This window comes from Prescottella sp. D32, assembly GCF_037287305.1.
GTDB lineage: Bacteria > Actinomycetota > Actinomycetes > Mycobacteriales > Mycobacteriaceae > Prescottella > Prescottella equi.
On the sequence record NZ_JARBSW010000006.1, the window covers coordinates 140,333 to 164,408 of the forward strand.

23 protein-coding genes are annotated in these 24,076 nt (G+C 69.0%); 8 read left to right on the forward strand and 15 right to left on the reverse strand.

Annotation, left to right across the window (positions count from 1 at the left end):
• Nucleotides 1-64: 64 nt before the first annotated feature.
• Both PSS76_RS21810 and PSS76_RS21815 read right to left on the reverse strand, forming a co-directional pair.
• Complete coding sequence (locus tag PSS76_RS21810; protein WP_337456619.1) at nucleotides 65-2,782, reverse strand: FtsK/SpoIIIE family DNA translocase; 2,718 nt, start codon at nucleotides 2,780-2,782, stop codon at nucleotides 65-67.
• A 96-nt stretch (nucleotides 2,783-2,878) separates the two neighbouring features.
• Nucleotides 2,879-3,502: a TIGR03085 family metal-binding protein gene (locus PSS76_RS21815; protein ID WP_013415770.1), complete on the reverse strand. Its 624-nt coding sequence runs from the start codon at nucleotides 3,500-3,502 to the stop codon at nucleotides 2,879-2,881.
• Between the two features lie 107 nt (nucleotides 3,503-3,609).
• On the opposite strand from PSS76_RS21815, the gene PSS76_RS21820 reads away from it, so the two are divergent.
• Nucleotides 3,610-4,041 (forward strand): pyridoxamine 5'-phosphate oxidase family protein, encoded by a 432-nt coding sequence (locus PSS76_RS21820; RefSeq protein ID WP_005513750.1) that lies wholly within the window; start codon nucleotides 3,610-3,612, stop codon nucleotides 4,039-4,041.
• Between the two features lie 4 nt (nucleotides 4,042-4,045).
• Here the strand turns inward: PSS76_RS21820 and PSS76_RS21825 are convergent, their stop codons facing one another.
• The 4 genes from PSS76_RS21825 to thyX form a co-directional block, all read right to left on the reverse strand.
• Entirely contained in the window at nucleotides 4,046-4,633 is a 588-nt protein-coding gene (locus PSS76_RS21825) for a DnaJ family domain-containing protein (protein WP_081185307.1), read from the reverse strand.
• A gap of 47 nt (nucleotides 4,634-4,680) precedes the next feature.
• Complete coding sequence (locus tag PSS76_RS21830; RefSeq protein ID WP_005513752.1) at nucleotides 4,681-6,600, reverse strand: ribonuclease J; 1,920 nt, start codon at nucleotides 6,598-6,600, stop codon at nucleotides 4,681-4,683.
• Nucleotides 6,597-7,505 (reverse strand): 4-hydroxy-tetrahydrodipicolinate synthase, encoded by a 909-nt coding sequence (dapA, locus tag PSS76_RS21835; RefSeq protein ID WP_022595492.1) that lies wholly within the window; start codon nucleotides 7,503-7,505, stop codon nucleotides 6,597-6,599. Before dapA ends, PSS76_RS21830 begins: the two co-directional genes overlap by 4 nt.
• A 66-nt stretch (nucleotides 7,506-7,571) precedes the next feature.
• The gene (gene thyX / locus PSS76_RS21840) at nucleotides 7,572-8,324 is read right to left on the reverse strand and encodes an FAD-dependent thymidylate synthase (RefSeq protein ID WP_013415767.1); all 753 of its coding nucleotides are present in this window, start codon (nucleotides 8,322-8,324) and stop codon (nucleotides 7,572-7,574) included.
• 179 nt (nucleotides 8,325-8,503) lie between these two features.
• Between thyX and PSS76_RS21845 the strand changes: the two genes are divergently transcribed.
• From PSS76_RS21845 to PSS76_RS21860, 4 genes are all read left to right on the forward strand, one after another.
• Nucleotides 8,504-9,298 carry an SDR family NAD(P)-dependent oxidoreductase gene (locus PSS76_RS21845; protein ID WP_084846135.1) on the forward strand — a complete coding sequence of 265 codons (795 nt, stop codon included), beginning with the start codon at nucleotides 8,504-8,506 and terminating at the stop codon, nucleotides 9,296-9,298.
• A 68-nt stretch (nucleotides 9,299-9,366) separates the two neighbouring features.
• Nucleotides 9,367-9,867, forward strand: coding sequence for a hypothetical protein (locus PSS76_RS21850; RefSeq protein WP_064079152.1), 501 nt, complete (start codon nucleotides 9,367-9,369; stop codon nucleotides 9,865-9,867).
• A gap of 104 nt (nucleotides 9,868-9,971) precedes the next feature.
• A complete protein-coding gene (locus tag PSS76_RS21855; RefSeq protein ID WP_064076407.1) occupies nucleotides 9,972-10,406 on the forward strand; it encodes an SRPBCC family protein in 435 nt (144 codons plus the stop codon).
• An 11-nt stretch (nucleotides 10,407-10,417) separates the two neighbouring features.
• Nucleotides 10,418-11,074 (forward strand): thioredoxin-like domain-containing protein, encoded by a 657-nt coding sequence (locus PSS76_RS21860; protein ID WP_005513758.1) that lies wholly within the window; start codon nucleotides 10,418-10,420, stop codon nucleotides 11,072-11,074.
• 2 nt (nucleotides 11,075-11,076) lie between these two features.
• Here PSS76_RS21860 and PSS76_RS21865 read toward each other — a convergent pair whose 3' ends face one another.
• From PSS76_RS21865 to PSS76_RS21880, 4 genes are all read right to left on the reverse strand, one after another.
• On the reverse strand, nucleotides 11,077-11,553 hold the full coding sequence (locus PSS76_RS21865; RefSeq protein ID WP_005513759.1) for a flavodoxin family protein: 477 nt from the start codon (nucleotides 11,551-11,553) through the stop codon (nucleotides 11,077-11,079).
• A 3-nt stretch (nucleotides 11,554-11,556) separates the two neighbouring features.
• Complete coding sequence (locus PSS76_RS21870; protein ID WP_013415763.1) at nucleotides 11,557-12,024, reverse strand: hypothetical protein; 468 nt, start codon at nucleotides 12,022-12,024, stop codon at nucleotides 11,557-11,559.
• Entirely contained in the window at nucleotides 12,021-12,779 is a 759-nt protein-coding gene (gene dapB, locus PSS76_RS21875; protein ID WP_005513761.1) for a 4-hydroxy-tetrahydrodipicolinate reductase, read from the reverse strand. Before dapB ends, PSS76_RS21870 begins: the two co-directional genes overlap by 4 nt.
• Before the next feature lie 93 nt (nucleotides 12,780-12,872).
• Nucleotides 12,873-13,745 carry an SAM-dependent methyltransferase gene (locus tag PSS76_RS21880; protein ID WP_084968748.1) on the reverse strand — a complete coding sequence of 291 codons (873 nt, stop codon included), beginning with the start codon at nucleotides 13,743-13,745 and terminating at the stop codon, nucleotides 12,873-12,875.
• A 248-nt stretch (nucleotides 13,746-13,993) separates the two neighbouring features.
• Between PSS76_RS21880 and PSS76_RS21885 the strand changes: the two genes are divergently transcribed.
• Nucleotides 13,994-16,378 carry an arylsulfatase gene (locus tag PSS76_RS21885; RefSeq protein ID WP_425355258.1) on the forward strand — a complete coding sequence of 795 codons (2,385 nt, stop codon included), beginning with the start codon at nucleotides 13,994-13,996 and terminating at the stop codon, nucleotides 16,376-16,378.
• 9 nt (nucleotides 16,379-16,387) lie between these two features.
• On the opposite strand, the gene PSS76_RS21890 is transcribed toward PSS76_RS21885, so the two are convergent.
• From PSS76_RS21890 to PSS76_RS21905, 4 genes are all read right to left on the reverse strand, one after another.
• The gene (locus PSS76_RS21890; protein WP_005513769.1) at nucleotides 16,388-17,728 is read right to left on the reverse strand and encodes a M16 family metallopeptidase; all 1,341 of its coding nucleotides are present in this window, start codon (nucleotides 17,726-17,728) and stop codon (nucleotides 16,388-16,390) included.
• 176 nt (nucleotides 17,729-17,904) lie between these two features.
• Nucleotides 17,905-20,163 carry a polyribonucleotide nucleotidyltransferase gene (locus tag PSS76_RS21895; RefSeq protein ID WP_064058896.1) on the reverse strand — a complete coding sequence of 753 codons (2,259 nt, stop codon included), beginning with the start codon at nucleotides 20,161-20,163 and terminating at the stop codon, nucleotides 17,905-17,907.
• A 278-nt stretch (nucleotides 20,164-20,441) separates the two neighbouring features.
• Nucleotides 20,442-20,711: a 30S ribosomal protein S15 gene (gene rpsO, locus PSS76_RS21900; protein WP_005513774.1), complete on the reverse strand. Its 270-nt coding sequence runs from the start codon at nucleotides 20,709-20,711 to the stop codon at nucleotides 20,442-20,444.
• A 132-nt stretch (nucleotides 20,712-20,843) separates the two neighbouring features.
• A complete protein-coding gene (locus PSS76_RS21905) occupies nucleotides 20,844-21,815 on the reverse strand; it encodes a bifunctional riboflavin kinase/FAD synthetase (RefSeq protein ID WP_013415759.1) in 972 nt (323 codons plus the stop codon).
• Nucleotides 21,816-21,996: 181 nt separating this feature from the next.
• Here PSS76_RS21905 and PSS76_RS21910 point away from each other — a divergent pair, with 181 nt between their 5' ends.
• The gene (locus PSS76_RS21910; RefSeq protein WP_005513777.1) at nucleotides 21,997-22,674 is read left to right on the forward strand and encodes a metal-dependent transcriptional regulator; all 678 of its coding nucleotides are present in this window, start codon (nucleotides 21,997-21,999) and stop codon (nucleotides 22,672-22,674) included.
• 56 nt (nucleotides 22,675-22,730) lie between these two features.
• Nucleotides 22,731-23,141 carry a hypothetical protein gene (locus PSS76_RS21915; protein WP_013415757.1) on the forward strand — a complete coding sequence of 137 codons (411 nt, stop codon included), beginning with the start codon at nucleotides 22,731-22,733 and terminating at the stop codon, nucleotides 23,139-23,141.
• Between the two features lie 7 nt (nucleotides 23,142-23,148).
• Here PSS76_RS21915 and truB read toward each other — a convergent pair whose 3' ends face one another.
• On the reverse strand, nucleotides 23,149-24,075 hold the full coding sequence (gene truB / locus PSS76_RS21920) for a tRNA pseudouridine(55) synthase TruB (RefSeq protein ID WP_064058892.1): 927 nt from the start codon (nucleotides 24,073-24,075) through the stop codon (nucleotides 23,149-23,151).
• Nucleotide 24,076: the final 1 nt, after the last annotated feature.

Sequence of the window (24,076 nt, forward strand, 5' to 3'; positions counted from 1 at the left end):
CCCCTCCACAGTGCTTTCCATTCAACCACAGGCGCGCCGTCGCCGCGGAATCCCGACAGAACGGTCAGTCGTCGCTCGCGGGTGCCGCCTCGGGATCGCCGCCCCGGATCGACCACAGCAGGCTCTCCAGTTCGTCCGGCTTGATCAGCACCTCGCGCGCCTTCGATCCCTCGCTCGGCCCCACGACGCCGCGGGTCTCCATGAGGTCCATGAGCCGGCCGGCCTTCGCGAAGCCCACGCGGAGCTTGCGCTGGAGCATCGATGTGGACCCGAACTGGCTCGACACCACCAGTTCGACCGCCTGCAGCAGCACGTCCATGTCGTCGCCGATGTCGGGGTCGACGTCCTTCTTCTCCCCGGCCTTCGCCGTCGTGACGCCCTCGGTGTATTCGGGCTCGGCCTGGTTCTTGGTGAAGTCCACGACCGCGGCGATTTCCTCGTCGGTGATGAACGCGCCCTGCATGCGGATCGGCTTGCCTGCGCCCATCGGCAGGAACAACCCGTCGCCCATGCCGATCAGCTTCTCGGCGCCCGGCTGGTCGAGGATGACTCGCGAGTCGGTGAGCGACGACGTCGCGAAGGCGAGACGCGACGGCACGTTGGTCTTGATCAGGCCGGTGACGACGTCGACCGAGGGCCGCTGAGTCGCGAGCACCAGATGGATGCCGGCGGCGCGGGCCTTCTGGGTGATGCGGACGATCGCCTCTTCGACGTCGCGCGGCGCGGTCATCATCAGATCGGCGAGCTCGTCGACGATCGCGAGGATGTACGGGTAGGGCCGGTACACCCGCTCGCTGCCGAGCGGCGTGGTGATCTCCCCGGACTTGACCTTGGCGTTGAAGTCGTCGATGTGCCGCACGCGGCTGGCCTGCATGTCCTGGTAGCGCTGCTCCATCTCCTCGACGAGCCACGCGAGTGCCGCCGCGGCCTTCTTCGGCTGCGTGATGATGGGAGTGATCAGGTGCGGAATGCCCTCGTAGGGGGTGAGCTCGACCATCTTGGGGTCGATGAGGATCATTCGGACCTCGTCCGGCGTCGCGCGAGTGAGCAGCGAGACCAGCATCGAGTTGACGAAGCTCGACTTGCCGGAACCGGTGGAGCCGGCGACGAGCAGGTGCGGCATCTTCGCGAGGTTCGCGCTGACGAAGTCGCCCTCGATGTCCTTGCCGAGGCCGATCACGAGCGGATGGTGGTCCTTGCGGGTCGACGGCGCGACGAGGACATCGGACAGTCGCACCATCTCGCGGTCCGAGTTGGGCACCTCGATACCGACCGCGGACTTGCCCGGGATCGGCGCGAGCAGCCGCACGTTGTCGGTGGCGACCGCGTACGCGATGTTGCGGGCGAGCGCGGTGATCTTCTCCACCTTCACGCCCGGCCCCAGCTCCACCTCGTAGCGGGTGACCGTCGGACCCCGGGTGTACCCGGTGACCGCAGCGTCGATCTTGAATTGCTGCAGGACCTCGGTGATGGCCTCGATCATCGCGTCGTTGGCCTTGCTGCCCAGCTTGGGCGGGTCCCCCTCGACCAGGAGCGACAGCGGAGGCAGCGCGTAGTCGCCCTCGACGACGCGGTCGGGGATCAGTGTTTCCATCTTCGCCGCGGGCTCTGGCTCCGGCTTCGGCGCGGGGGCCACCTTGGCGCGCGGCTTCGCCCGCGCCGGGGCCGGCACCGGTTCCGGCTCGGGTTCGGGCTCCGGTTCCGGCGCCGTGGGTACGGGATCACCCGGATCCCAGAGGCCGAGGACCTCGGTGGCCGCCTCGGGATGAACCTCGTCGGTCGGGTAGTTCAGTTCGGGAGTGCTCCGGCGCCGCCGCGGCGTGCGGCGGGCCGGTCGGCCGGTGTCGACCGGGTAGCCGTCGGCGTCGAAACCTGCCGGGTCGTAGTCGGCCGCGCCGTAGTCGTCGTGCTCGTCGTCGAAGTCCGGATCGTGGGCGTGGTCGTACTCGTCGTCGTCGTAGGACGTGCCGAAGTACGAGCGGAAGCGTTCGGGCACCTCACGCACGGTCGTCCCGGTGAGCAACAGGACGCCGAAGAACATCGCCATCAGCAACAGGGGTGCGGACAGCCAGGCAGTGACCCCGCTGGTGAGCGGGCCTGCCACGACGTAGCCGACCACGCCGGCCGCCGACGGCCAGCCGCTCGACGTCGTGGGCGCCCCGGCGGCGATGTGCCACAGTCCGACCGCGGGCAGACCCACCAGGAGTGATCCGAGGACGATGCGGGGGCGGATGTCCGGCTTGGGCTCGGTGCGCATCAGGACGACCGCGATGCCGATGCCGAGGAGGGGCAGTACTGCCGCGACCGCGCCGACGACGGCGCGGACCGCAGTCTCGATCCACTCCCCCACCGGTCCGCCCGCCGAGAACCACATTCCGCCGGCGATCACGACACTGACGGCGATGAGGCCGAGCGCGATGCCGTCCCGTCGATGCCCGTGCTCGATCTCGGCAGCCTTGCCGACCGTGCGGGTCGTGGCGCCCACGCCCTTGGCGACCATCGACCAGCCGGAACCGATGCCCTTTCCGATCGACGCGAGGGCGCCACCTCCGCGCGAGTTCTTCTTGGCGGCGGGACGACGACCGCCCGCGCCGCCCCGCGAAGCGGCAGGCTTGCGCTGCGCCGGTGCCCGGCGGGTGGAGGCGGACTTGCGCGCCGCTGTCTGACCGCTGCTGCGCCCGGACCCTCTGGAACCACCCGAGGTGGAGGCCGACGAGCGCGCACGGGTCCGCGACGTTGATGCTGTCGAACTCGTACCGCGGGCGCTCGTCTTACCTGCCATACAGGTCAGGTTAGTCGCTCGGGCACCATCCGGACCATCTGCAACACTCGCCACACCCGTCGAACCGCCCTGACATGCGCCCCTGCCTCCCGGGCGTCACAAACTGCGGTCGAGTCCGGTGACGGCGGCCACGTCCTCGGCCGAGCCTACGAACTCCACCCGCACCTGATCACGACCGAATGCGTGCAGCAGCAGTTCGGCCGGCTCGCCGCGCAGCGTGACCGTCCGGTCGCCGGCCTTCCGGACGCTGACGCGGTCGCCGCCCGGCCGCTCGAGGACGACGCCGACCGGCGAGTGTCGGTAACTGCGGCGGCCGATTCCCGTCGTGAGCTTCCACAGTTTGTCCTGCATTCCGGCGGGCAACGTGCGGACCGACCAGTCGTCGTGCGCTCGGCGGACGTCCTCGTGATGGACGAACATCTCCGCGAGGTTGGCCTGCTCGTCGACCCAGTGGAACGGCGACCAGATCGGCGGACCGGACTCCACGTCGCCGAGAAGCGCGTTCCACTCCCGTGCCGCGATGCTCCGCTGAACGCGCTCGGTGTAGCCCTGCAGTGCCGAGACCATGATTCCCGGCGCCGCGTCGAGTCGGCGCTCGCGCAGCACGAGATGCGCGGCGAGGTCGCGGGCGGTCCAGTCACCGCACAGAGTGGGGGCGTCGGGGCCGACGGCGCGCATCGACTCGACGAGGGCGTGGCGTTCGTCACGGGCGTAGGGCACATCTCACCGTAACCGGATCGCCACCCGAACGCGCGAGGTTGTCGGTCCCGGCCTCTAGCGTGGAAGGCGAGCACACTATCGGCGACGCAGACTGTGAGGAGCGACGAATGTCCAAGACCACCATGTCCGCTCACGAACGCGAGGAGTTCCTCGCCGACCTCCACGTCGGGGTGATCGCCGCCGACCGCGACGGCCGGGCACCGCTGGCGGTACCCATCTGGTATCACTACGCGCCCGGCGGCGACGTCGTGGTGTGGACCGAGCGCGGGACGGTGAAGGAGAAACTCATCCGCGCGAGCGGTCGGTTCAGCCTGTGCGCGCAGCAGGAAGACCCGCCCTATCGGTACGTGAGCGTCGAGGGCCCGGCGACGTTCCAGGACGAGGTCACCCCGGACGACATCCGGCCACTCGTGCGCCGCTACCTTCCGGAGGAGGAGGCCGAGAAGTTCATCGCGGACTCGTTCAACGATCGCGCAGTCGTGATCCGGATGCGCCCCCAGCGGTGGTACACCGTCGACTACGGCAAACTCGAGGCTTGATGCCTCAGCCGCGCTCCGCTTTCCGGCGACGCCCGAACAGCCACAGTCGGCGGATCGTTATCCGTCGCGGCCGATCGACACGCACCTGTCCCCGACGGACCTCCGCGTAGCCGGCCGCGGCGAGCGCAGCGCTCGCCTGCGCGCGCCGAATCCGACGTTGCTCCTCGTCGATCGTTTCCACCTCGACGGGCGGCGCCGTGGACCGCTCGATGCGCCAGCGCTCGACGACCTCGTCGGCGTCCACACGCCGGATCGGGACCTGCGGACCCGACGGGTTGCGCAGCCACGCCGCGATCCGACGGTTCAGCCCGGCGACCTCGTCGCGCACCTCACGCTCGGTGCGGGCGCCGCGCACCACGTCGCCCAGCCGTTCGATGTCCTTGCGCAGCCGCAGAGGTTCGGGCAGCAGGTCGTCGGCAGACAGCCCTTCGCGTTCGAGGTATCCCCGCACCCACCAGTCGTCGCCGTCGCGAGCGGGGATGGGCTTGCCCGCGCCCTCGAGGTTCTCGAACTCGCCGCGCTCGTAGGCGCCGCGAATCTGGGTCTCGACCCACGATTCGAAGGTCGCGCGCAGCGGCTTCCGCTCGACCATGACGAGGCGACCTCCTCACCTGCCGCGCGCGACCACGTCGAATCGGGTCAGGGCACTCCGATGACGGTCGGGACGATCATCGGCCGACGACGGTACTTCTCGGCCACCCAGCGTCCCACGACCCGGCGCACGGCCTGCGCGATCCGGTGGGTGTCGTTGATGCCCTCGGCGGCGAGGTCACCGAGGACCTTGTCGACGAGGCGTGCCGCCTCGGACAGGGCCTGCGGGTCGTCGGAGAAGCCGCGGCCACTGACCTCGGGTTCGCTGACGGCGCGGCCGGTCTCGTTGTCGATGGCGACGGAGATCGAGATGAACCCGCCCTCGCCCAGGATGAGCCGGTCCGACAGCGTCGAGTGGCCGACGTCGCCGACCGAGTTGCCGTCGACGTAGACGTGGCCGACGGGAACGCGTCCGACGATCTCGGCGAGACCGTCGACCATGTCCACGACGACACCGTCCTCGGCGAGGACGATCCGGTCCTTCGGCACTCCGGTGGCCTCGGCCAACGCCGCGTTGGCGCGCAGGTGACGCCATTCGCCGTGCACCGGCATCGCGTTGGTGGGCCGGACCGCGTTGTACAGGTACAGCAGCTCACCGGCGGACGCGTGCCCGGAGACGTGCACCTTCGCGTTCTGCTGCGTGACGACGGTCGCGCCGCGCTTGGCGAGACCGTTGACGACCGCGAACACCGAGTTCTCGTTGCCGGGGATCAGCGACGACGCGAGCACGACGAGGTCGTTGGCGCGGATGTTGATCTGGCGGTGTTCGCCGCGCGCCATGCGCGACAGGGCGGAGAGCGGCTCGCCCTGCGAACCGGTGGAGATCAGCACGAGCTTGTCGTCGGGCAGGTTCGCGGCGGTGTCGATGTCGACGACGAGGCCGTCCGGCACCGACAGGTAGCCGAGGTCCTGTGCGATCTGCATGTTGCGGACCATCGAGCGGCCCACGAACGCGACCCGGCGGTTGTACCGTTTGGCGACGTCGACGACCTGCTGGATGCGGTGCACATGACTCGCGAACGACGCGACGATCACCCGCTGGGTGGCCTTGCCGATGACGTTGTCGAGCACGCCGCCGATCTCCCGCTCGGGCGTGACGAAACCCGGCACCTCGGCGTTGGTGGAGTCGACGAGGAACAGGTCGACGCCCTCGTCACCGAGCCGGGAGAAACCGGCGAGGTCGGTGAGGCGGCCGTCGAGCGGCAGCTGGTCGAGCTTGATGTCGCCGGTGTGCAGCACCACGCCGGCCGACGTGCGGATCGCGACGGCGATCGCGTCGGGGATCGAGTGGTTGACGGCGAAGTACTCGCACTCGAACGGACCGTGCGTCGTCTTGTCGCCCTCGACCACCTCGACGAGGTTGGGGCGCAGACGGTGCTCGCGGCACTTCGCGGCGACGAGCGCCAGCGTGAACTTCGCGCCGACGATCGGGATGTCCTGCCGCAGGCGCAGCAGGAACGGCACCGCGCCGATGTGGTCCTCGTGGCCGTGCGTGAGGATGATCGCCTCGACGTCGTCCATCCGGTCCTCGATGTACCGGAAGTCCGGGAGGATCAGGTCGACGCCGGGCTGCTGGTCCTCGGGGAACAGCACGCCGCAGTCGACGATCAGGAGCTTGCCCTGATGCTCGAAAACGGTCATGTTCCGGCCGATTTCGCCGATGCCACCGAGCGCGACCACGCGCAGCCCGTTCTTCGGCGCCTTCGGCGGCGGTCCGAGCCGGTCGGTGGGGTCGGCGGCGACGGGGACCGGGGCGGCCTTGCCGCGCGACGGCTTCCGCGATCCCGAGCGGCGTCCGGACGACTTCGCGGCCGGAGCCTGCTCCTGCTTGGGGGCCTGGGCCTGCTGCGCCGGCGCGGCGGCGGCCACGGGCTCGGCGACCTTCTCCGGCTGCTGGGCGCGCTCGGCGGCGGTGGCGGGCGGTCCGGCCTGACGAGAGGCGCTGCGGCGACGTGCGGGACGGGTCATGCCAGCACCCCCGCCGCGGCCAGATCTGCCGCCAGGATGTCGATCTGCTCGGTCGTGGGGGCGACCTGTGGCAGACGTGGATCCCCGACGTCGAGGCCCATCAGCCGCAGCCCTGCCTTGGACGCGCTGACGCCGCCCAGCCGGGCCACGGACCGGTTCACCGGAACGAGGCTGAGGTTGATCTCGCGCGCCTTGGCGAGATCGCCCTGCATGAATGCGGTGTGCAGCGCGCGCAGGCGCTGCGGGACGAGGTGACCGATGACGCTGACGAAGCCGACGGCACCCACCGAGAGCCACGGGAGATTGAGCGGATCGTCGCCCGAGAAGAAGTCGAGATCGGTGGTCCCGATCAACTCGGCGCCCGCGTTGAGATCGCCCTTGGCGTCCTTGACCGCGAGGATTCGTGGGTGATCGGCGAGACGGCGAATGGTCTCGGTCTCGATCGGGACCACGGAGCGGGGCGGAATGTCGTAGAGCATGACCGGCAGATCGGTGGCATCTGCGACGGCCGTGAAGTGTGCGTACAGACCTGCCTGCGGCGGACGCGAGTAGTACGGCGTCACGACGAGCAGACCGTGGGCGCCCGCCCGAGCGGCATCGCGCGCGAGTTCGACGCTGTGGGCGGTGTCGTTGCTGCCGGCACCGGCGACGATCTTGGCCCGATCGCCCACGGCCGCGATGACCGCGCGCAGCAGTTCCAGCTTCTCGTCCTCGGTGGTGGTGGGCGATTCGCCGGTGGTGCCGGCGAGCACGAGTCCATCGCAACCGTTGTCGACGAGATGGGCGGCCAGCCGCACGCCGGCGTCTACGTCCAGCTTTCCGTCCTTGGTGAACGGGGTCACCATTGCCGTGAGGACGGTGCCGAACGGACGCTCGACGGAAGCAGCTGAATCACCGTAGGTCATGGTCAGAAGGCTACCCGGTCTCGCTCGCAGACTTGAACGCGACGGCACCGCGGACGACCCGACAACTCAGACGACCGCTGCGAACTCGCTCGTCGCCACCTCGGAACCGTCGGGCAATGTGACGATTTCGAAGTCGCCGAACACATTCGGCGCCGCCACCTGTAGTTGCCGCAGGCACTCGATCGCGACGTGTCGGATCTCGACGTCGGCGTGCTCGGTGGCCCGCATCTCGACGAAATGTCGCCAGGCCCGGTAGTTGCCGGTGACCACCACGCGGGTCTCGGTGGCATTCGGAAGCACCGAACGCGCCGCCTGCCGCGCCTGCTTGTTGCGGACGGGACCGTTGGGCTCGTCGGCGAGCTTCTCCTCGAGCGCTTCGAGCAGTTCGGCATACGCGCCGCGGCTGGCCTCGGTCGCCTTCGCGAACAGAGCCTCGAGCCGGGCGTCGCCGGCGATCGCGGGCGGAATCACGACGTTGGCGTCGTTCTCGCGAACGAAGCGCTGCGACAGCTGCGAATAGGAGAAGTGCCGGTGCCGGATCAGCTCGTGCGTGCACGATCGGGAGATGCCGCTGATATAGAAGCTGACGCTGCCGTGTTCGAGGACGGACAGGTGGCCGACCTCGAGCAGGTGGCGCAGATACCCGGCATTGGTAGCGGTGCGCGGGTTCGGCTTGGACCAACTCTGGTAGCACGCCCGCCCCGCGAACTCCGCGAGTGCCTCACCGCCGTCGGCGTCGGTCTCCCACGGGATGTCCGAGGGCGGGAAGAACTCCGTCTTCGCGACGAGTTGAACCTTCAGGGGCACCGCGTTGGGCACTGCACATCCTCCGGGGATCGTCCTTCACCTTTGCCCGACCCTATGCGGTGCACGTCGCGAGCGGCGCGGCGACACAACACCCGACCCCCGCACCCGCAATCTGGGACGATGTTCCTCGGGCCGCCGGGACTGGGACGAGCCCCACCCCGCGGTCCACAACTTCGGCGAGGGGAATTCGCATGCTGATCGACCTGTCCGATCGCACGGCTCTGGTCACCGGTTCCACCCAGGGCATCGGCTATGCCATCGCGACCGGTCTCGCCCGCGCGGGTGCGCGCGTCGTCCTCAACGGCCGCAGTGAGGAGCGAGTCGATGCAGCGGTCCGCACGGCGCGCGCGGAGTCCGGCAGCGCAGCCGTCGTCGGAGCGGTGGGCGACCTGGCGACCGCGGACGGCGCCGCCGCAGTCGTCGATGCCGAGCCCGCCGTCGACATCCTCGTCAACAACCTCGGCATCTTCGGGTCCGCTGCCCCGTTGGAGATCGACGACGAGGAGTGGCGCCGCTACTTCGAGGTCAACGTGCTCTCCGCCGTCCGGCTCATCCGCGCCTACCTGCCCGGGATGACGGACCGCGGCTGGGGACGGGTCCTCAACCTCGCCAGCGATTCGGCGGTGGCCGTTCCCGCCGAGATGATCCACTACGGCATGACGAAGACCTCTCTGCTCGCGGTGAGCCGTGGATTCGCCAAGGCCGCCGCCGGCAGCGGTGTCACGGTCAACTCCGTCATCGCCGGACCGACGCACACCGGCGGAGTCGAACAGTTCGTGCGCGAACTCGTGGGCGACGAGTTGCCCTGGGACGAGGCCCAGCACCGGTTCATGGTCGAGTACCGACCCCAGTCGCTGCTGCAGCGTCTGATCGAACCCGAGGAGATCGCCAACATGGTGGTCTATCTCGCCTCGCCCTTCGCGTCCGCCACGACCGGCGGCGCCGTGCGCGTCGACGGCGGTTACGTCGACTCGATCCTGCCCTGAGCCGCCCCGACACCTCGTGACGTCAGGTCGGCCTTGAAATGACGTCACGATGGCGTCATGCTGACGTCATGGATCTCACCGAGTACACGGCCCGCCTGCGCGACGACCTCACCGCCGCCGCTGCACTCGGGGACGAACAGACACAGAAGATTGCCTCGGCACTCGCGGCGGCGGTGGAACGTTCGGCGCAGCTGATGCTGGTGTCCGCGCTGTCCGACCTCGCCCGGGAGGCATCGGAGGAAATGGGCGACCGGACACTCCACGTGCGTTTCGACGGCACCGAGGCCACCGTCGAGTCGGCCCGTCGTCGGCCCGGCCATTCCACCGGAACCTCCGAACGCTCGGGCGACGACCGGGACCCCCGGGACTCTTCGGATGCGTACCGCACGCTCGAGGACGTCACCGGCGACATCAGTCGCGTCACCCTGCGCCTGGTCGATCAGATCAAGTCGCGCGCCGAGGAGGCCGCCCTGCAGGACGGGATGTCGCTCAATTCCTGGGTGTCCCAGGCCGTTCAGGGAGCGCTACGCGATCAGATGCGCCGGAGCCGCTCCGACGACGATCGGTGACGACAGCACCTCTCTTCGACGCCACCTGCCGGAATCGCGGCGCCGGTAATGGTCTAATTGCGTCTCGTCGTTCACTGTTTTCACAGCGTTGAGGAGTGGAGAGCATGGCTGTTTCCGGGGCAAAGGAATTCCAGGTCGAGGCCGCGCCGGCCGATGTGATGGCAGCGATCGCCGCCGTCGACCGTTTGCCCGAATGGTCGTCCGCTCACAAGAAGGTCATCGTCGAGAGCACGCACGCGGACGGGCGGCCCTGCCGCGTCCGGATGACCGTGTCCATCATGGGCATCAACGACGAGCAGGTCGTCGACTACTCGTGGGACGGCGACACCGGCATGTCCTGGACCCTGGTCGAGAGCACGCAGCAGAACAGTCAGGACGGTTCCTACACGCTCACCCCGAAGGGCGACGGCACACTCGTGAAGTTCGCGCTCACCGTCGATCCCAAGATCCCGTTGCCGGGGTTCCTGCTGAAGAAGGCCCAGAAGATAGCCCTCGAGACAGCGAGCCAGGGCCTCACCAAGTTCGTCGACGGCAAGTAGGACCGACCCCCGTGCGGGCTACCCTCCGGGTCGCGGCGGCAAGCGCGTTCGTTCTCGTCGCCGCCGGCTGCGGCCACACCGTCGAAGGTGCCGCGGTCGCGAATCCGTTCGCGCCGACGGCCGACAATCCCGATCCGTCGCTCGGGATCGAGGGCATCACGGTCGTCGAGTACCCGGTGGGGCTGCATGTCGGGGCGGATCAGCGGGTGGCTTACGACCGCACTCCCCCGTTCGGCGGCCCGCACGACGCGGTGTGGGCGGCGTGCACCGGCACGGTGTACGACCGGCCGATCCGCAGCGAGAACGCCGTGCATTCACTCGAGCACGGCGCGGTGTGGATCACCTACGACCCGGCGCTGGTCACCGGAGCTGCACTCGACCAGCTGGTCGATCGCGTCGACGGCCGCCCGTATCTGATGATGTCGCCGTATCCCGGTCTGTCCGTTCCGGTCTCGCTCCAGTCCTGGGGACACCAGCTGGTGGTCGACGGGCCGACCGATGCGCGGATCGATCACTTCGTGGACGCGCTCCGCTTGAACCGCAACACGTTTCCCGAGCCGGGCGCGACCTGCGCCACGCTGCCGGACGTCTTCGACGTAGACGATCCCCCGCCGTTCCAGGCGGGTCCGCCGGACCGGTCGGATCCGAACACCGTCCCGATGAACTGATCTCAGAGGTCGCCGGCCACGGTGACCGCGACGGTGGCACCGAGTTCGTAGCAGCTCTCGCGCACGGCCGCGTCGATCGGACCGGTGATCTCGACGATCCCGGCCGCCTGCACCAACTCCAGGCCGGTGACGATCTTCTGGACCGATTTCACCGCGCCCGCGGTGTCGTTGTTGCCGTGCACCCACAGCCCGAACGGACGTCCGGCGACCGCGTCGAGGCACGGGTAGTAGACGGTGTCGAAGAAGTGCTTGAGCGCCCCCGACATGTAGCCGAAGTTCGCGGACGTCCCGAACACGTAGCCGTCGGCGGCGAGGACGTCGACGGCCGTCGCGTGCAGCGCCGGGACGGACCGGACCGTAACACCGGTGATCTCGGGGTCGTGGGCGCCGGCCAGCACTGCCTCGAGCAGCTCCCGGGTCGCCGGGGAGGACGTGTGGTGCACGACCAGCAGTGTCTTGCCCGGGGACCCGTCAGCCATGGGTCAGCTCTCCCGCTCGTGCTTCTCGAGCGCGACGGCGCGCCGCATGGTCTCGCGTGCCCGGCCACGGTCGCCCGCGTAGTCGTACGCCCGCGCCAGCCGGTAGGAGTTGCGCCAGTTGTCGGGATCGGCTTCCCACTCCCGTTTGACCTGAGCGAACAGCTCGTCGGCGGCGTCCCGCTCGATGCGGCCGGACGGGCGTCGCGGCAGGTCGTCGACGTCGAGTTCGAGGCCCTCGTCGTGCATGCGGCGGGCGAGGTGCTGGTGCGCCAGTCCCGATCGGATGGTCGCGACGACCATCCACACACCGAGGAACGGCAGCACCAGCACGGCGATGCCCAACACGACCGGCACGGCGCGACCGTCCTGGATCAGCGCGATGCCGCGCTGGCCGAGCAGCACGAAGTAGAACGCGAGCGCGACGACGATCGCCGCGATCGCGACGACGACCCGCGTCGACTGGTTCTTCACAGGTCCAGCAGGGGGTCGATGCCGACGGTGAGGCCCGGGCGCTTGCCGATCTCCCGCACTCCCAGCAGCACGCCGGGGGCGAAGGAGTTCCGGTCGATCGAGTCGTGCCGGATGGTGAGCGTCTCGCCCTGCGTGCCGAGCAGCACCTCCTGGTGGGCGACGAGCCCGGCGAGGCGGATCGAGTGGACGCGCACGCCGTTGACGTCGGCGCCACGTGCGCCTTCGAGTTCGGTGGTGGTGGCATCGGGGCTCGGCCCGCGGCCGGCCTTCTCGCGTGCCTCGGCGATGAGCGCGGCTGTCCGGTACGCGGTACCCGACGGCGCGTCAGCCTTGTTCGGGTGGTGCAGTTCGATCACCTCGACCGAGTCGAAGAAGCGGGCCGCGGCGGCCGCGAAGCGCATCGACAGCACCGCACCGATCGCGAAGTTCGGGGCGATCAGCACCCCGACACCCGGGTTGTCGTCGAGCCATGCCTGCACCTGTGCGAGGCGGGCGTCGTCGAAGCCGGTGGTGCCGACGACGGCGTGGATGCCGTTGGCGATCAGGAACTGCAGGTTGTCCATGACCACGTCGGGATGAGTGAAGTCGATGACCACCTGCGTGCGCTGATCGACGAAGTGCTCGATGCGCTCACCCTGGTCGACACCGGCCACCAGTTCGAGGTCGTCGGCCTGCTCGACGGCCTCGCACATCGCGCGGCCCACCTTGCCCTTGGCACCGAGAACACCGACCCTGATGGGTGCTGCTGAAGTCACGTACACGCTCCGCCCGAAGTCCCTGAATCCCTGAATGCGTTCGAGACAAGCCTACGATGCGGCGGTCCGCGGCCCGCATCCGACGCTCGACCGTCAGAGGCGAACGGCGGTGATGAACAGACTCGAACGCGACGGGTCCCCGTTCGGGCTCTCGAGCGGCCGGCCGAACCGTTCGGCGACGTCCACCGAGCGCTCGGCCTCGACATCCCATCCGTGCTCGGTCAACCATGCCGCGGGATCGAACGGTCCGTCGTCGGGCCACAGCGATTCGATGTCGACACCGAACAGGTCGCGCGCACGCTGCGCCGACTCCTCCTGCATCATGGAGCGGACGTCGTCGATGTGCTCCACCTCGAATCGGCTCCCGGGCGCGGACAACTCGGTCACCGACCGGCAGAGCCGCTCCTTCGCGGCGTTGGGAAGGAACGGCAGCAATCCCTCCGCCAGCCACGCCGACGGCTGCGCGCGATCGAAACCCTTCTCCTGCAGTGCTTGCGGCCAGTCCTCACGCAGATCGACCGCCACCACCCGCCGGTCGGCGCGCACACGCGCATCCTCGGCGGCCAGGACGTCGTCCTTGAAGGACAGCACTTTCGGAGCGTCCAGTTCGTAGATCGTGGTGCCGTCCGGCCAGTCCAGACGGTAGGCGCGGACGTCCAGGCCCGCGGCGAGCAGGACCATCTGGCCGATGCCCGCCCGACCGGCCGCACCGAAGTAGTCGTCGAAGTAGCGCGAGCGCACCCCCATGTAGTCGGCCATCGACCGCCACGGCATTTCACGGCCGTCGGCATCCTCGAGCCGCGTCGGCATCGGGGTCGGTGGCGCCGCGGCTTCGACGAATGCCGCCGCGTACGGATCGGAGACGAGACCCCCGTCCCGATTCGTCTCCATCGCCCGGCCTGCCGCCACCCCCAGTGCCGTGATCCCGACACCGGTCACGATGTCCCACTCCGCCAGTTCGTCCATGTCCCGTCAGCCCCGTCCCTGCCGTCGCTGCGATCTCGGAATTCGATGCCGGACAGTCATTTCGGGCGCCGACGGCGGCACCGACCACGGATCGGACAGGCGCCCGATCCCACCGACCGACGCAATTTCGAGGCTACCCCCGTCCACGGAACCGAACGCTGGGATTCCGCTGCGAAGCACGGCGAGCGGACCGTACCGTCGAGGGAGGGGGCACCGACGGCACGTCGATCGTCAGAAGGGTCGTCCCGGTGGGCGCAGCGAGCGGAAACCGCGAATCCGGTGACTTCGGCCGGCAGATCCTGCCGATCCCGGACCGGACGCATGTCGGCACCGTGCTGTACGACGCGAAGGACCCGGACTCGCGATTCACTCCGCTGCGCCCGCTGCGTCCGCCGGACGGGTCACCGAACGTGCTGATCGTGTTACTCGACGACGTGGGTTTCGGGGCGTCGAGTGCGTTCGGCGGGCCGGCTCAGACGCCGACCGCGCAGCGCCTCGCCGACGACGGCCTGAAGTACACCCGGTTCCATACGACCGCACTGTGCTCACCGACGCGGGCGGCCCTGCTCACCGGGCGGAACCATCACACGGTGGGAATGGGCAGCATCACCGAGATGGCGACCGCCGCGCCCGGCTACACCTCCGTCCGGCCGGACACGTGCGCGCCGCTCGCCGAGATCCTCAAACTCAACGGTTACGCCACCGCGCACGTCGGCAAGTGCCACGAGGTCCCGATCTGGGAGACCAGCCCGGTGGGGCCGTTCGACCGCTGGCCGTCACCGGGTAACGGCTTCGAGTACTTCTACGGCTTCCTCGGCGGCGAGACCGACCAGTGGTATCCCACCCTGCACGAGGGCACCGGCCGGGTGGAGCCGTGGGGCACCCCGGAAGAGGGCTACCACCTCACCGAGGACCTGGCCGACAAGGCGATCGCGTGGGTGCGGCAGCAGAAGGTCCTCACACCCGACAAGCCGTTCTTCCTGTACTTCGCCCCCGGCGCCACACACGCTCCGCACCACGTTCCGCAGCAGTGGGCCCAACGGTACCGGGGACGGTTCGACGACGGTTGGGACGTGCTTCGGGAGCGGATCTTCGCGCGGCAGAAGGAACTCGGCGTCGTGCCCGCGGATGCCGAACTCACCCGTCGGCACGACGCGATTCCCGCCTGGGACGAGATGGACGAGAGGTTGCTTCCGGTCCTGCGGCGGCAGATGGAGAACTACGCGGGGTTCCTCGAGCACACCGACCGCCAGGTCGGTCGCGTGGTCGAGGAGATCGACCGGATCGGGGCCCTGGACGACACGCTGGTGTTCTACATCATCGGCGACAACGGCGCGTCGGCCGAGGGCACGCTCCAGGGCACGTCCAACGAACTGATCAGCCTCAACGGGATGGCGGGCATCGAGACGCCCGAGTTCCTGCTGGGTGCGCTGGACAAGCTCGGCGGCCCCGACTCGTCCCCGCACTACGCGGTGGGCTGGGCGCACGCGATGGACACCCCGTACCAGTGGACCAAGCAGGTCGCCTCACACTGGGGCGGGACCCGCAACGGCACGGTGGTGCACTGGCCGCGCGGATTCGCAGCGCGCGGCGAGGTGCGCAACCAGTTCCACCACGTCGTCGACGTCGCCCCGACGGTCCTTGCGGCCGCCGGGATCCCGGCGCCGACGACGGTGAACGGCGTCCGGCAGCACCCGCTCGAGGGTGTCGACATGGCATACAGCTTTCACGACGCGGCGGCGCCCGAGCGGCACGTGACGCAGTACTTCGAGATGCTCGGCAACCGTGGGATCTACCACCGGGGCTGGTCGGCGGTCACCAAGCACCGGACGCCGTGGCAGATTCCCGGCGGCGCAGGCATCGCGTTCGACGACGACGTGTGGGAGCTGTACGACGGCGCCGCCGACTGGACCCAGGCGCGTGACCTCGCGAAGGAGTACCCCGAGCGGCTGCGCGAGCTGCAGCGGCTGTTCCTGATCGAGGCGACCCGGTACAACGTGCTGCCGCTGGACGACCGCACCTTCGAGCGCGTGCTGCCCGGGCTGTCGGGCAAACCGCGGCTCGTACCCGGCAATCGGCAGGTGCTGCTGCCCGGGATGCAGGCGCTGCTCGAGATGCACATCGTGAACTGCCGGAACCGATCCTGGTCGCTCACCGCGCAGGTCGACGTCCCCGACGGCGGTGCCCGCGGTGTGATCCTCAACCTCGGCGGGCACGCCGGCGGCTGGTCGTTCTACTTCCGGGACGGCCGACCTACGTTCTGTTACAACCTGTTCGGGATCGAGCGCAGCTACATCCGAGCTCCCGACACGGTCGACGTGGGGCTGCACCAGGTGCGCAGCGAGTTCGCCTACGACGGCGGCGGACTCGGCAAGGGCGGCACCGTGACACTCTTCGTCGACGGCACCGCCGTCGCGGAGGGTCGTGTCGAGCGGACCGAGCCGATCGGTTTCGGCTACGAGTTCTCCGATGTCGGCCGAGACAGTCTGTCCACCGTCACGCCGGAGTATCCGACGGGCGACAACGCGTTCACCGGCCGGATCGACTGGGTGCAGATCGAGGCCGGAGAGGACGGTCACGATCATCTGGTCGATCCCGCGGACGTCGTGCGGGTGGCGATGTACCGGCAGTGACGGCCAGGTCTATCGGACGATTCCCCGCACCGACGCCGGCAGGTCCCGCTTGCGCCGGTACGGTCCGACGACGGCGGCCGCGAACGGACGCCGCAGCAGCACCCGCGCCACCTCGCGCACCTCGTCGGTGGTGACCTCGTCGATGCGCGCGAGCGTCTCGGAAACCGACTGGTGGTTGCCGTAGTTCAGTTCACTGCGCCCGATCCGGGTCATCCGCGAACCCGAGTCCTCGAGGCCCAGCACCAACGATCCGCGCAACGATCCCTTCGCCCGCGCGCACTCGGCGTCGGTGATGCCGTCGGAGGCGACGTTGGCGAGCACCTCGCGGATCAAAGTCGCCACTTCGCCGAGATTCTCGGGTTGGCATCCGGCGTACACCGAGAACGCACCGGTGTCGGCGAACGTGTCCACCCCGGAATAGACCGAGTACGCCAGCCCCCGCTCCTCGCGAATCTCTTGGAACAGACGGGAACTCAGGCCGCCGCCGACGGCCGCGTTGAGCACCGACAGTGGCCATCGGTGGCCCTCGTGCCGACCGAAGGCTCGCACACCGAGCGCCAGATGCGCCTGCTCGCTGTCGCGCTTGGTCAGGCTCAGGGTCGGTGCCGTCCGCAGCCGGATCGCGCCACCGCGCCGGGGCGCGGGATCGACGTCACGGTCGAGGTGCCCGGAGAACGCCGCCCGCACCAACTCCACGGTGTGCTCGTGTTCGACGTTGCCGGCGACCGCGACCACCATCCGCTCGGGGGTGTAGCGGCGCACGTGGAAGGAGTGCAGCTGGCTCCGCGTCATCGACTCGATGGAGTCGACGCTGCCGATCACGGGACGCCCCACCGGGTGGTCGCCGAAGAGCGCGGTCAGGAACGCGTCGCCGAGCAGGTCCTCGGGATCGTCGTCCCGCATCGAGATCTCCTCGAGCACCACCTGGCGCTCGACGTCGACGTCGACTGCGCGGCAACGGCCCCGCAGCACCACGTCGCTCACGAGGTCCACGGCGAGCGGCAGATCGTCGTCGAGCACGTGCGCGTAGAAGCACGTGTGTTCCTTCGACGTGAAGGCGTTGAGTTCGCCGCCGACACCGTCCATCACCTGCGCGATGTCGAGCGCCGTCCGGGTCGGGGTGGACTTGAACAGCAGGTGTTCGAGGAAGTGCGCGGCGCCCGCGACGGACGGCTGTTCGTCGCGTGAGCCCACACCGACCCAGACGCCGACGGACGCCGAACGAACGCCCGGCACGTGTTCGGTGACGACCCGGAGGCCGCCGGGGAGGACGGTGCGCTGGACGCCGGTCTGCGGGCGGGTGTTCGGTGCGGAGCCCCGTCGGGGCTTCTCGCGAAGGGATTGAGCCATATGGCGGTTCGTGTTTCCTCGAGGCCGGGAGAGTCTGCGACAGCGGGCGAGTCTGCGACAGTCCGGACATGTGCCGGAAGGGGTGGTGAACGTCGATCCACGATACACCGCGGGCCAAACGCCTCGGCCCCGCACGGACGAACCGTGCGGGGCCGAGGCGCAGTGCTGTGACCGGCCTACTCGGCGGGGGCGTCACCCTCGGCGGGGGCGGCGGAGCCTTCCGCAGCATCCTCCACGGGGATCAGCGAGATCTTGCCGCGGTTGTCGATGTCGGCGATCTCGACGCGGAGCTTGGAGCCCACGTTGACGACGTCCTCGACCTTGGCGATCCGCTTGCCGTTGCCCAGCTTGGAGATGTGCACCAGTCCGTCGCGGCCCGGGAGCAGCGAGACGAACGCGCCGAAGGCGGTGGTCTTGACGACCGTGCCCAGGAAACGCTCGCCCACCTTGGGCAGCTGCGGGTTGGCGATGGCGTTGATCTTGTCGATCGCGGCCTGCGCGGACGGACCGTCCGCGGCACCGACGTACACCGTGCCGTCATCCTCGATGGAGATGTTGGCGCCGGTCTCCTCGGTGATCGAGTTGATCATCTTGCCCTTGGGGCCGATGACCTCACCGATCTTGTCCACGGGCACCTTGATGGTGGTGATCCGCGGCGCGTACGGGCTCATCTCGTCCGGGGCGTCGATGGCCTCGGCCATGACCTCGAGGATCGTGGTGCGGGCGTCGTGGGCCTGCGACAGCGCGCCGGCGAGAACCTGCGACGGGATGCCGTCGAGCTTCGTGTCGAGCTGCAGGGCCGTGACGAAGTTCTTGGTGCCCGCAACCTTGAAGTCCATGTCGCCGAAGGCATCCTCGGCACCGAGGATGTCGGTGAGCGCGACGTACCGGGTCTCCCCGTCGACCTCGTCGGAGACCAGGCCCATCGCGATGCCGGCGACGGGAGCCTTGAGCGGCACACCGGCGTTCAGCAGCGACAGCGTCGAGGCGCAGACCGAGCCCATCGAGGTGGAACCGTTGGAGCTCAGTGCCTCCGAGACCTGGCGGATCGCGTACGGGAACTCTTCCTGGCTCGGCAGCACCGGCACGAGGGCGCGCTCGGCGAGGGCGCCGTGGCCGATCTCGCGACGCTTCGGCGAACCGACGCGGCCGGTCTCACCGGTCGAGTACGGCGGGAAGTTGTAGTGGTGCATGTAGCGCTTGCTGGTCTCGGGACCGAGCGAGTCGACCTGCTGCGCCATCTTGACCATGTCGAGGGTGGTGACACCCATGATCTGGGTCTCGCCACGCTCGAACAGCGCCGAACCGTGGGCCCGCGGGATCACGGCGACCTCGGCGGACAGCGACCGGATATCGGTGATGCCACGGCCGTCGATGCGGAACTGGTCGCGCAGGATGCGCTGGCGCACAAGCTTCTTCGTCAGCGAGCGGAACGCTGCGCCGATCTCCTTCTCGCGCCCCTCGAACTGCGGTGCGACCTGCTCGAGAACCTCGGCCTTGACCTCGTCGGTCTTGTCGTCGCGTTCCTGCTTGCCGGCGATGGACAGCGCCTCGGAAAGCGGAGCGGCCGCAGCCTTCTCCACCGCGGCGTACACGTCGTCCTGGTACGCCGGGAACAGCGGGTACTCGCCGGTGGGCTTGGCGGCCTTCTCGGCCAGCGCCTGCTGCGCGCCGCACAGGCTCGCGATGAACGGCTTGGCGGCCTCGAGGCCCTCGGCCACGATCGCCTCGGTGGGCGCCTGGGCGCCACCGTCGATCAGGCTGATGACGTTCTCGGTGGCCTCGGCCTCGACCATCATGATCGCGACGTCACCGGACTCGACCACGCGGCCCGCGACGACCATGTCGAAGACGGCGCTCTCGAGCTGCTCGACGGTCGGGAACGCGACCCACTGGCCCTTCTTGTTCTCCTCCGAGGTGATCAGCGCAACGCGCACGCCGCCGACGGGACCGGAGAACGGCAGACCGGCGATCTGCGTCGACGCGGATGCCGCGTTGATCGCGACGACGTCGTACAGATCCTTGGGATCGAGACTCAGGACCGTGACGACGACCTGGATCTCGTTGCGGAGGCCGTCGACGAACGACGGGCGCAGCGGCCGGTCGATCAGGCGGCAGGTCAGGATCGCGTCGGTGGAGGGACGTCCCTCACGACGGAAGAACGAGCCGGGGATGCGACCCGCGGCGTACATACGCTCCTCGACGTCCACCGTCAGCGGGAAGAAGTCGAAGTGTTCCTTGGGCTGCTTGCTGGCCGAGGTGGCCGACAGCAGCATGGTCTCGTCGTCCAGGTAGGCGACGACGGCGCCGGCGGCCTGCTGCGCGAGGCGCCCGGTCTCGAAACGAACGGTGCGGGTGCCGTAGCTCCCGTTGTCGATGACGGCGGTGGACTCGAACACGCCCTCTTCGACCTCTACTGCGGAATTGTCTGTCATTGCTTCTCTTCTCTTCCCTCTCGTCTTTTGCCGCTCCACATCGGCATGTGCCCGTGGTGGTCGCGGCTGTTCACCCCAGCGCGGAGGCGGCCGTCGATCGAAGCCGGCCGGAACTCGTCCGGATGGCCACTACCGAAGACCGACGCCACGGCTACGGGGACGGGTGGCAGTCGTACACACCCTGGTGGTGCAAACACCGATAGCCAACGAGGCTCAGTCTAAACAGTGCCTCGTTGGCTATCGGTGAGGTCGGCGAAGCGATTCGCCGGACGACCGTCTTATCGGCGCAGGCCGAGACGCTCGATGAGCGAGCGGTAACGGTTGATGTCGACCTTCTGGACGTACTTCAGCAGACGACGACGGCGTCCGACCAGCAGCAGCAGGCCGCGGCGGGAGTGGTGGTCGTGCTTGTGCATCTTCAGGTGCTCGGTGAGATCGACGATGCGCTTGGTGAGCATGGCCACCTGCGCCTCCGGCGAACCGGTGTCGGTCTCGTGCAGTCCGTACTCGCCGAGGATCTGCTTCTTCTGCTCGGTGGTCAATGCCACTTGGTGCACTCCTGTAACTGACGTCCGCGTGAAAGGAACCGGATCTCGCAGGTCTCCCCGCACATCCGACGGTGTGGCCGCCGCGAACCGCAGCACACACCAGCGGTAGAGCCTACCAGGCCACCCGGGCCGTCAACGATCGGCCGCCTCCGCGAGGATGGCGCGGGCTTTCTCGGCGTCGCGGCCCATCTCCTCGATGAGGGCCTCGACCGAGTCGAACTTCTCCATCCCACGCACCCGCTGGACGAAGTCGACCGCCACGTGCTGGCCGTACAGGTCCGCCTCCCGGTCGAGGACGAAGGCTTCCACCGTCCGGGTGCGGCCGGAGAACGTGGGGTTCGTGCCGACCGACACGGCCGCGGCGTACCGCTTGCCGGGTTCGACCGTGCCCTCCACGGGGCCGGGCCCCAGCACCGTGAACCAGGCCGCGTACACGCCGTCGGCAGGAATCGCGGAGTACATCGGCGGCGCGATGTTCGCAGTCGGGAACCCGAGCCCGCGACCACGGCCGTCCCCGTGCACGACGACACCCTCGACGCGGTGCGGGCGCCCCAGCGCCTCGGCAGCCGCCGCGACGTCCCCGGCGTCGACGCACGAGCGGATGTAGGTCGACGAGAAGGTCACCGCGTGCTCCGCGAGCAGGTTCACACCGTCCACCGCGAAGCCGAACCGCGCGCCGGTCCGGCGCAGCAGATCGACGTTCCCGGCCGCTTTGCGTCCGAACGTGAAGTTCTCCCCCACCACGACCTCGGAGACGTGGAGCCGCTCGACGAGGATCTCGTGGACGTACCGCTCGGGCGAGAGTTTCATGAACTCGGTGGTGAACGGCATGACGCAGAAGACGTCGATACCCAGCTCCTCGGCCAGCTCGGCCCGCCGCGGCAGCGTCGTCAACTGCGCCGGATGACTACCCGGCCGCACCACCTCAGCGGGATGCGGATCGAATGTCATCAGGACACTGGGGATTCCACGCTCTCGGGCCGCGTCGACCGCACGGGAAATCAGTTGCGCGTGCCCACGATGCACGCCGTCGAAAACGCCGATCGTCAGGACGCAACGCCCCCAGTCCGCCGGCACATCGTCCAGACCTCGCCATCTCTGCACAGGTGGCAGCCTACGGCCACGGCACACACCGGTCACGTTCGGACCGACCCTGCGGCCCGAATCCGCTGATCATGTTGCGCAATCGCCGAACCGAACAGGAGGTGATGTGTGTCCCACGTGACGGTTGCCTAAGCTCGTAACCGTGGCCACGCAGAAATCAGACGCACCCGCACCGAGCGAGGTGACGCACCCGGAGACCTTGTCGTCGGTGGCACAGGACTACCTCAAGGTCATCTGGACCGTCCAGGAATGGTCTCGGGAGCGGGTGTCGACCAAGCTCCTCTCGGAGCGGATCGGCGTCTCCGCCTCCACCGTCTCCGAAGCCATCCGGAAGCTGTCCGACCAGGGACTGGTCGATCACGCCCGGTACGGGTCGATCGCCCTCACGGACGCCGGCCGCTCGGCCGCGGTGTCCATGGTGCGCCGACACCGGTTGATCGAGACGTTCCTCGTGAACGAGCTCGGATACGGGTGGGACGAGGTCCACGACGAGGCCGAGGTCCTCGAACATGCGGTGTCCGACCGGATGATCGACCGGATCGACGCCAAGCTCGGCTTCCCCGAACGCGATCCGCACGGTGATCCCATCCCGTCAGCGGACGGATCGGTGCCCACTCCCCCGGCGCGGCAACTGAGCGACTACCAGGACGGCGAGTCCGGGCGGGTCGCCCGGATCTCCGACGCCGATCCGGCGATGCTCCGCTACTTCGATTCCGTCGGCATCGCACTCGACACCGACATCACGGTGATCGAGCGGCGCGACTTCGCGGGCACCGTGTCGATTCGGCTCGGCACCGACCCCGCCACCGGCAACGTCGACCTCGGCAACCCTGCGGCACAAGCCATCTGGCTGGTCTAGGCTCGGTTCACGCACGCCGCGACCGAGGCGGGCAACCGATCGAGACGAGGTCCGCGATGAGCACAGCCCTCCGCCGAACCGCCCGCATCGCCGCAGCACTGGGCGCTACCGCCGCCGTCGCCCTGGCTGGGGCCGGGACCGCGTCGGCGGACGAGTGGCCGACGCCCCCGCCGTATCCCAGCCCGCTGGCACCGTTCGACTACGACGGTTTCCTCACCCCCACCGATCTGGACTACTGGAACCCGTTCGTCAGCGCGAACCGGCTGACGTCGCCGTTCGGCACCGACACTCGCATCGTGTGCACCGGTTTCCACGGCGTCCTGCTCGAGTGCTGGCAGGCCGACCGCGAGGGGAACCCGCACAAGCTCACCAAGCTCGCACAGGACTATCCCGGATCGCTCGGGGCAGGGCTGCCCGGCGGCGGGCCCGGCCACTTCGTCTATCCCGGTTTCGTCCCGGGGAGCTGACGACCCGCTACCGCAGCGTCGCGGGGCGCACGACCATCACCGAACTGGCTCGCTTACCGCGCTCCTGGATGAGTGCGATCGTGTGGCCACTCGGGTCGATGGCGGCGTAGATCTCCTTGCGGCCGATCGGCTCGAGCCAGCGTCCCTGACTGATCGACTCGGCCTCCGCGGCGCTGATCTGCCTGTGCGGGAACGCGGTCTGGGCGGCCTGGTCGATGTCGAGGCTGACGGCAGGGTCCTCGGCCAACTGCTCGAGCGTGCGGGCGTGCTCGAGCGTGAACGGCCCGACGCTCGTGCGGCGCAGCGCGGTCAGGTGCCCGCCGACGCCGAGCGCAGCGCCCAGGTCCCGCGCGAGCGCGCGGATGTAGGTGCCCGACGAGCAGTCGACGTCGACGTCGAGGTCCACGAAGCCGCCCGAATCCCCGGGGACGTCGCGGCGGGCCAGCACGTCGAAGCGTGACACCGTCACCGGACGCGCCGCGAGAGTCACCTCCTCGCCCGCCCGGATCAGTGCGTGCGCGCGCTGCCCGTCGACCTTGATCGCGCTGACGCTCGCGGGCACCTGCTGGATGTCACCCGTCAACTTCGCGATCTCGGCGGCAATCTGCTCGTCGGTGACGGCCGATGCGTCGGCGGTCGTGAGCACCTCGCCCTCGGCGTCGTCCGTCGTCGTGGCCTGGCCCAACCGGATCGTGGCGGAATACGACTTGGTGGTCAGCGCCAGCAGGCCGAGCAGCTTGGTGGCCCGCTCGACACCGAGGATCAGCACACCGGTGGCCATCGGATCGAGGGTGCCGGCATGCCCGACCTTGCGGGTGTTCAGCAGCTTCCGACACCGCGAGACCACGTCGTGGCTGGTCATGCCGGCTTCCTTGTCGACGATCAGCAGACCGGCGCCGACGAGACCGGAGGACGGTTTTTGAGACTTGGGCACG

What these genes read in the sequence shown, in the direction of transcription:
- PSS76_RS21890 (WP_005513769.1), bottom strand. Translation starts at nt 17,728, where the DNA reads ATGGCTCAATCCCTTCGCGAGAAGCCCCGACGGGGCTCCGCACCGAAC.
- dapA (WP_022595492.1), bottom strand. Translation starts at nt 7,505, where the DNA reads ATGACCTACGGTGATTCAGCTGCTTCCGTCGAGCGTCCGTTCGGCACC.
- PSS76_RS21810 (WP_337456619.1), bottom strand. Translation starts at nt 2,782, where the DNA reads ATGGCAGGTAAGACGAGCGCCCGCGGTACGAGTTCGACAGCATCAACG.
- PSS76_RS21845 (WP_084846135.1), top strand. Translation starts at nt 8,504, where the DNA reads ATGCTGATCGACCTGTCCGATCGCACGGCTCTGGTCACCGGTTCCACC.
- PSS76_RS21880 (WP_084968748.1), bottom strand. Translation starts at nt 13,745, where the DNA reads ATGGACGAACTGGCGGAGTGGGACATCGTGACCGGTGTCGGGATCACG.
- PSS76_RS21825 (WP_081185307.1), bottom strand. Translation starts at nt 4,633, where the DNA reads ATGGTCGAGCGGAAGCCGCTGCGCGCGACCTTCGAATCGTGGGTCGAG.
- PSS76_RS21820 (WP_005513750.1), top strand. Translation starts at nt 3,610, where the DNA reads ATGTCCAAGACCACCATGTCCGCTCACGAACGCGAGGAGTTCCTCGCC.
- PSS76_RS21895 (WP_064058896.1), bottom strand. Translation starts at nt 20,163, where the DNA reads ATGACAGACAATTCCGCAGTAGAGGTCGAAGAGGGCGTGTTCGAGTCC.
- PSS76_RS21865 (WP_005513759.1), bottom strand. Translation starts at nt 11,553, where the DNA reads ATGGCTGACGGGTCCCCGGGCAAGACACTGCTGGTCGTGCACCACACG.
- PSS76_RS21915 (WP_013415757.1), top strand. Translation starts at nt 22,731, where the DNA reads ATGAGCACAGCCCTCCGCCGAACCGCCCGCATCGCCGCAGCACTGGGC.
- PSS76_RS21850 (WP_064079152.1), top strand. Translation starts at nt 9,367, where the DNA reads ATGGATCTCACCGAGTACACGGCCCGCCTGCGCGACGACCTCACCGCC.
- PSS76_RS21830 (WP_005513752.1), bottom strand. Translation starts at nt 6,600, where the DNA reads ATGACCCGTCCCGCACGTCGCCGCAGCGCCTCTCGTCAGGCCGGACCG.
- PSS76_RS21855 (WP_064076407.1), top strand. Translation starts at nt 9,972, where the DNA reads ATGGCTGTTTCCGGGGCAAAGGAATTCCAGGTCGAGGCCGCGCCGGCC.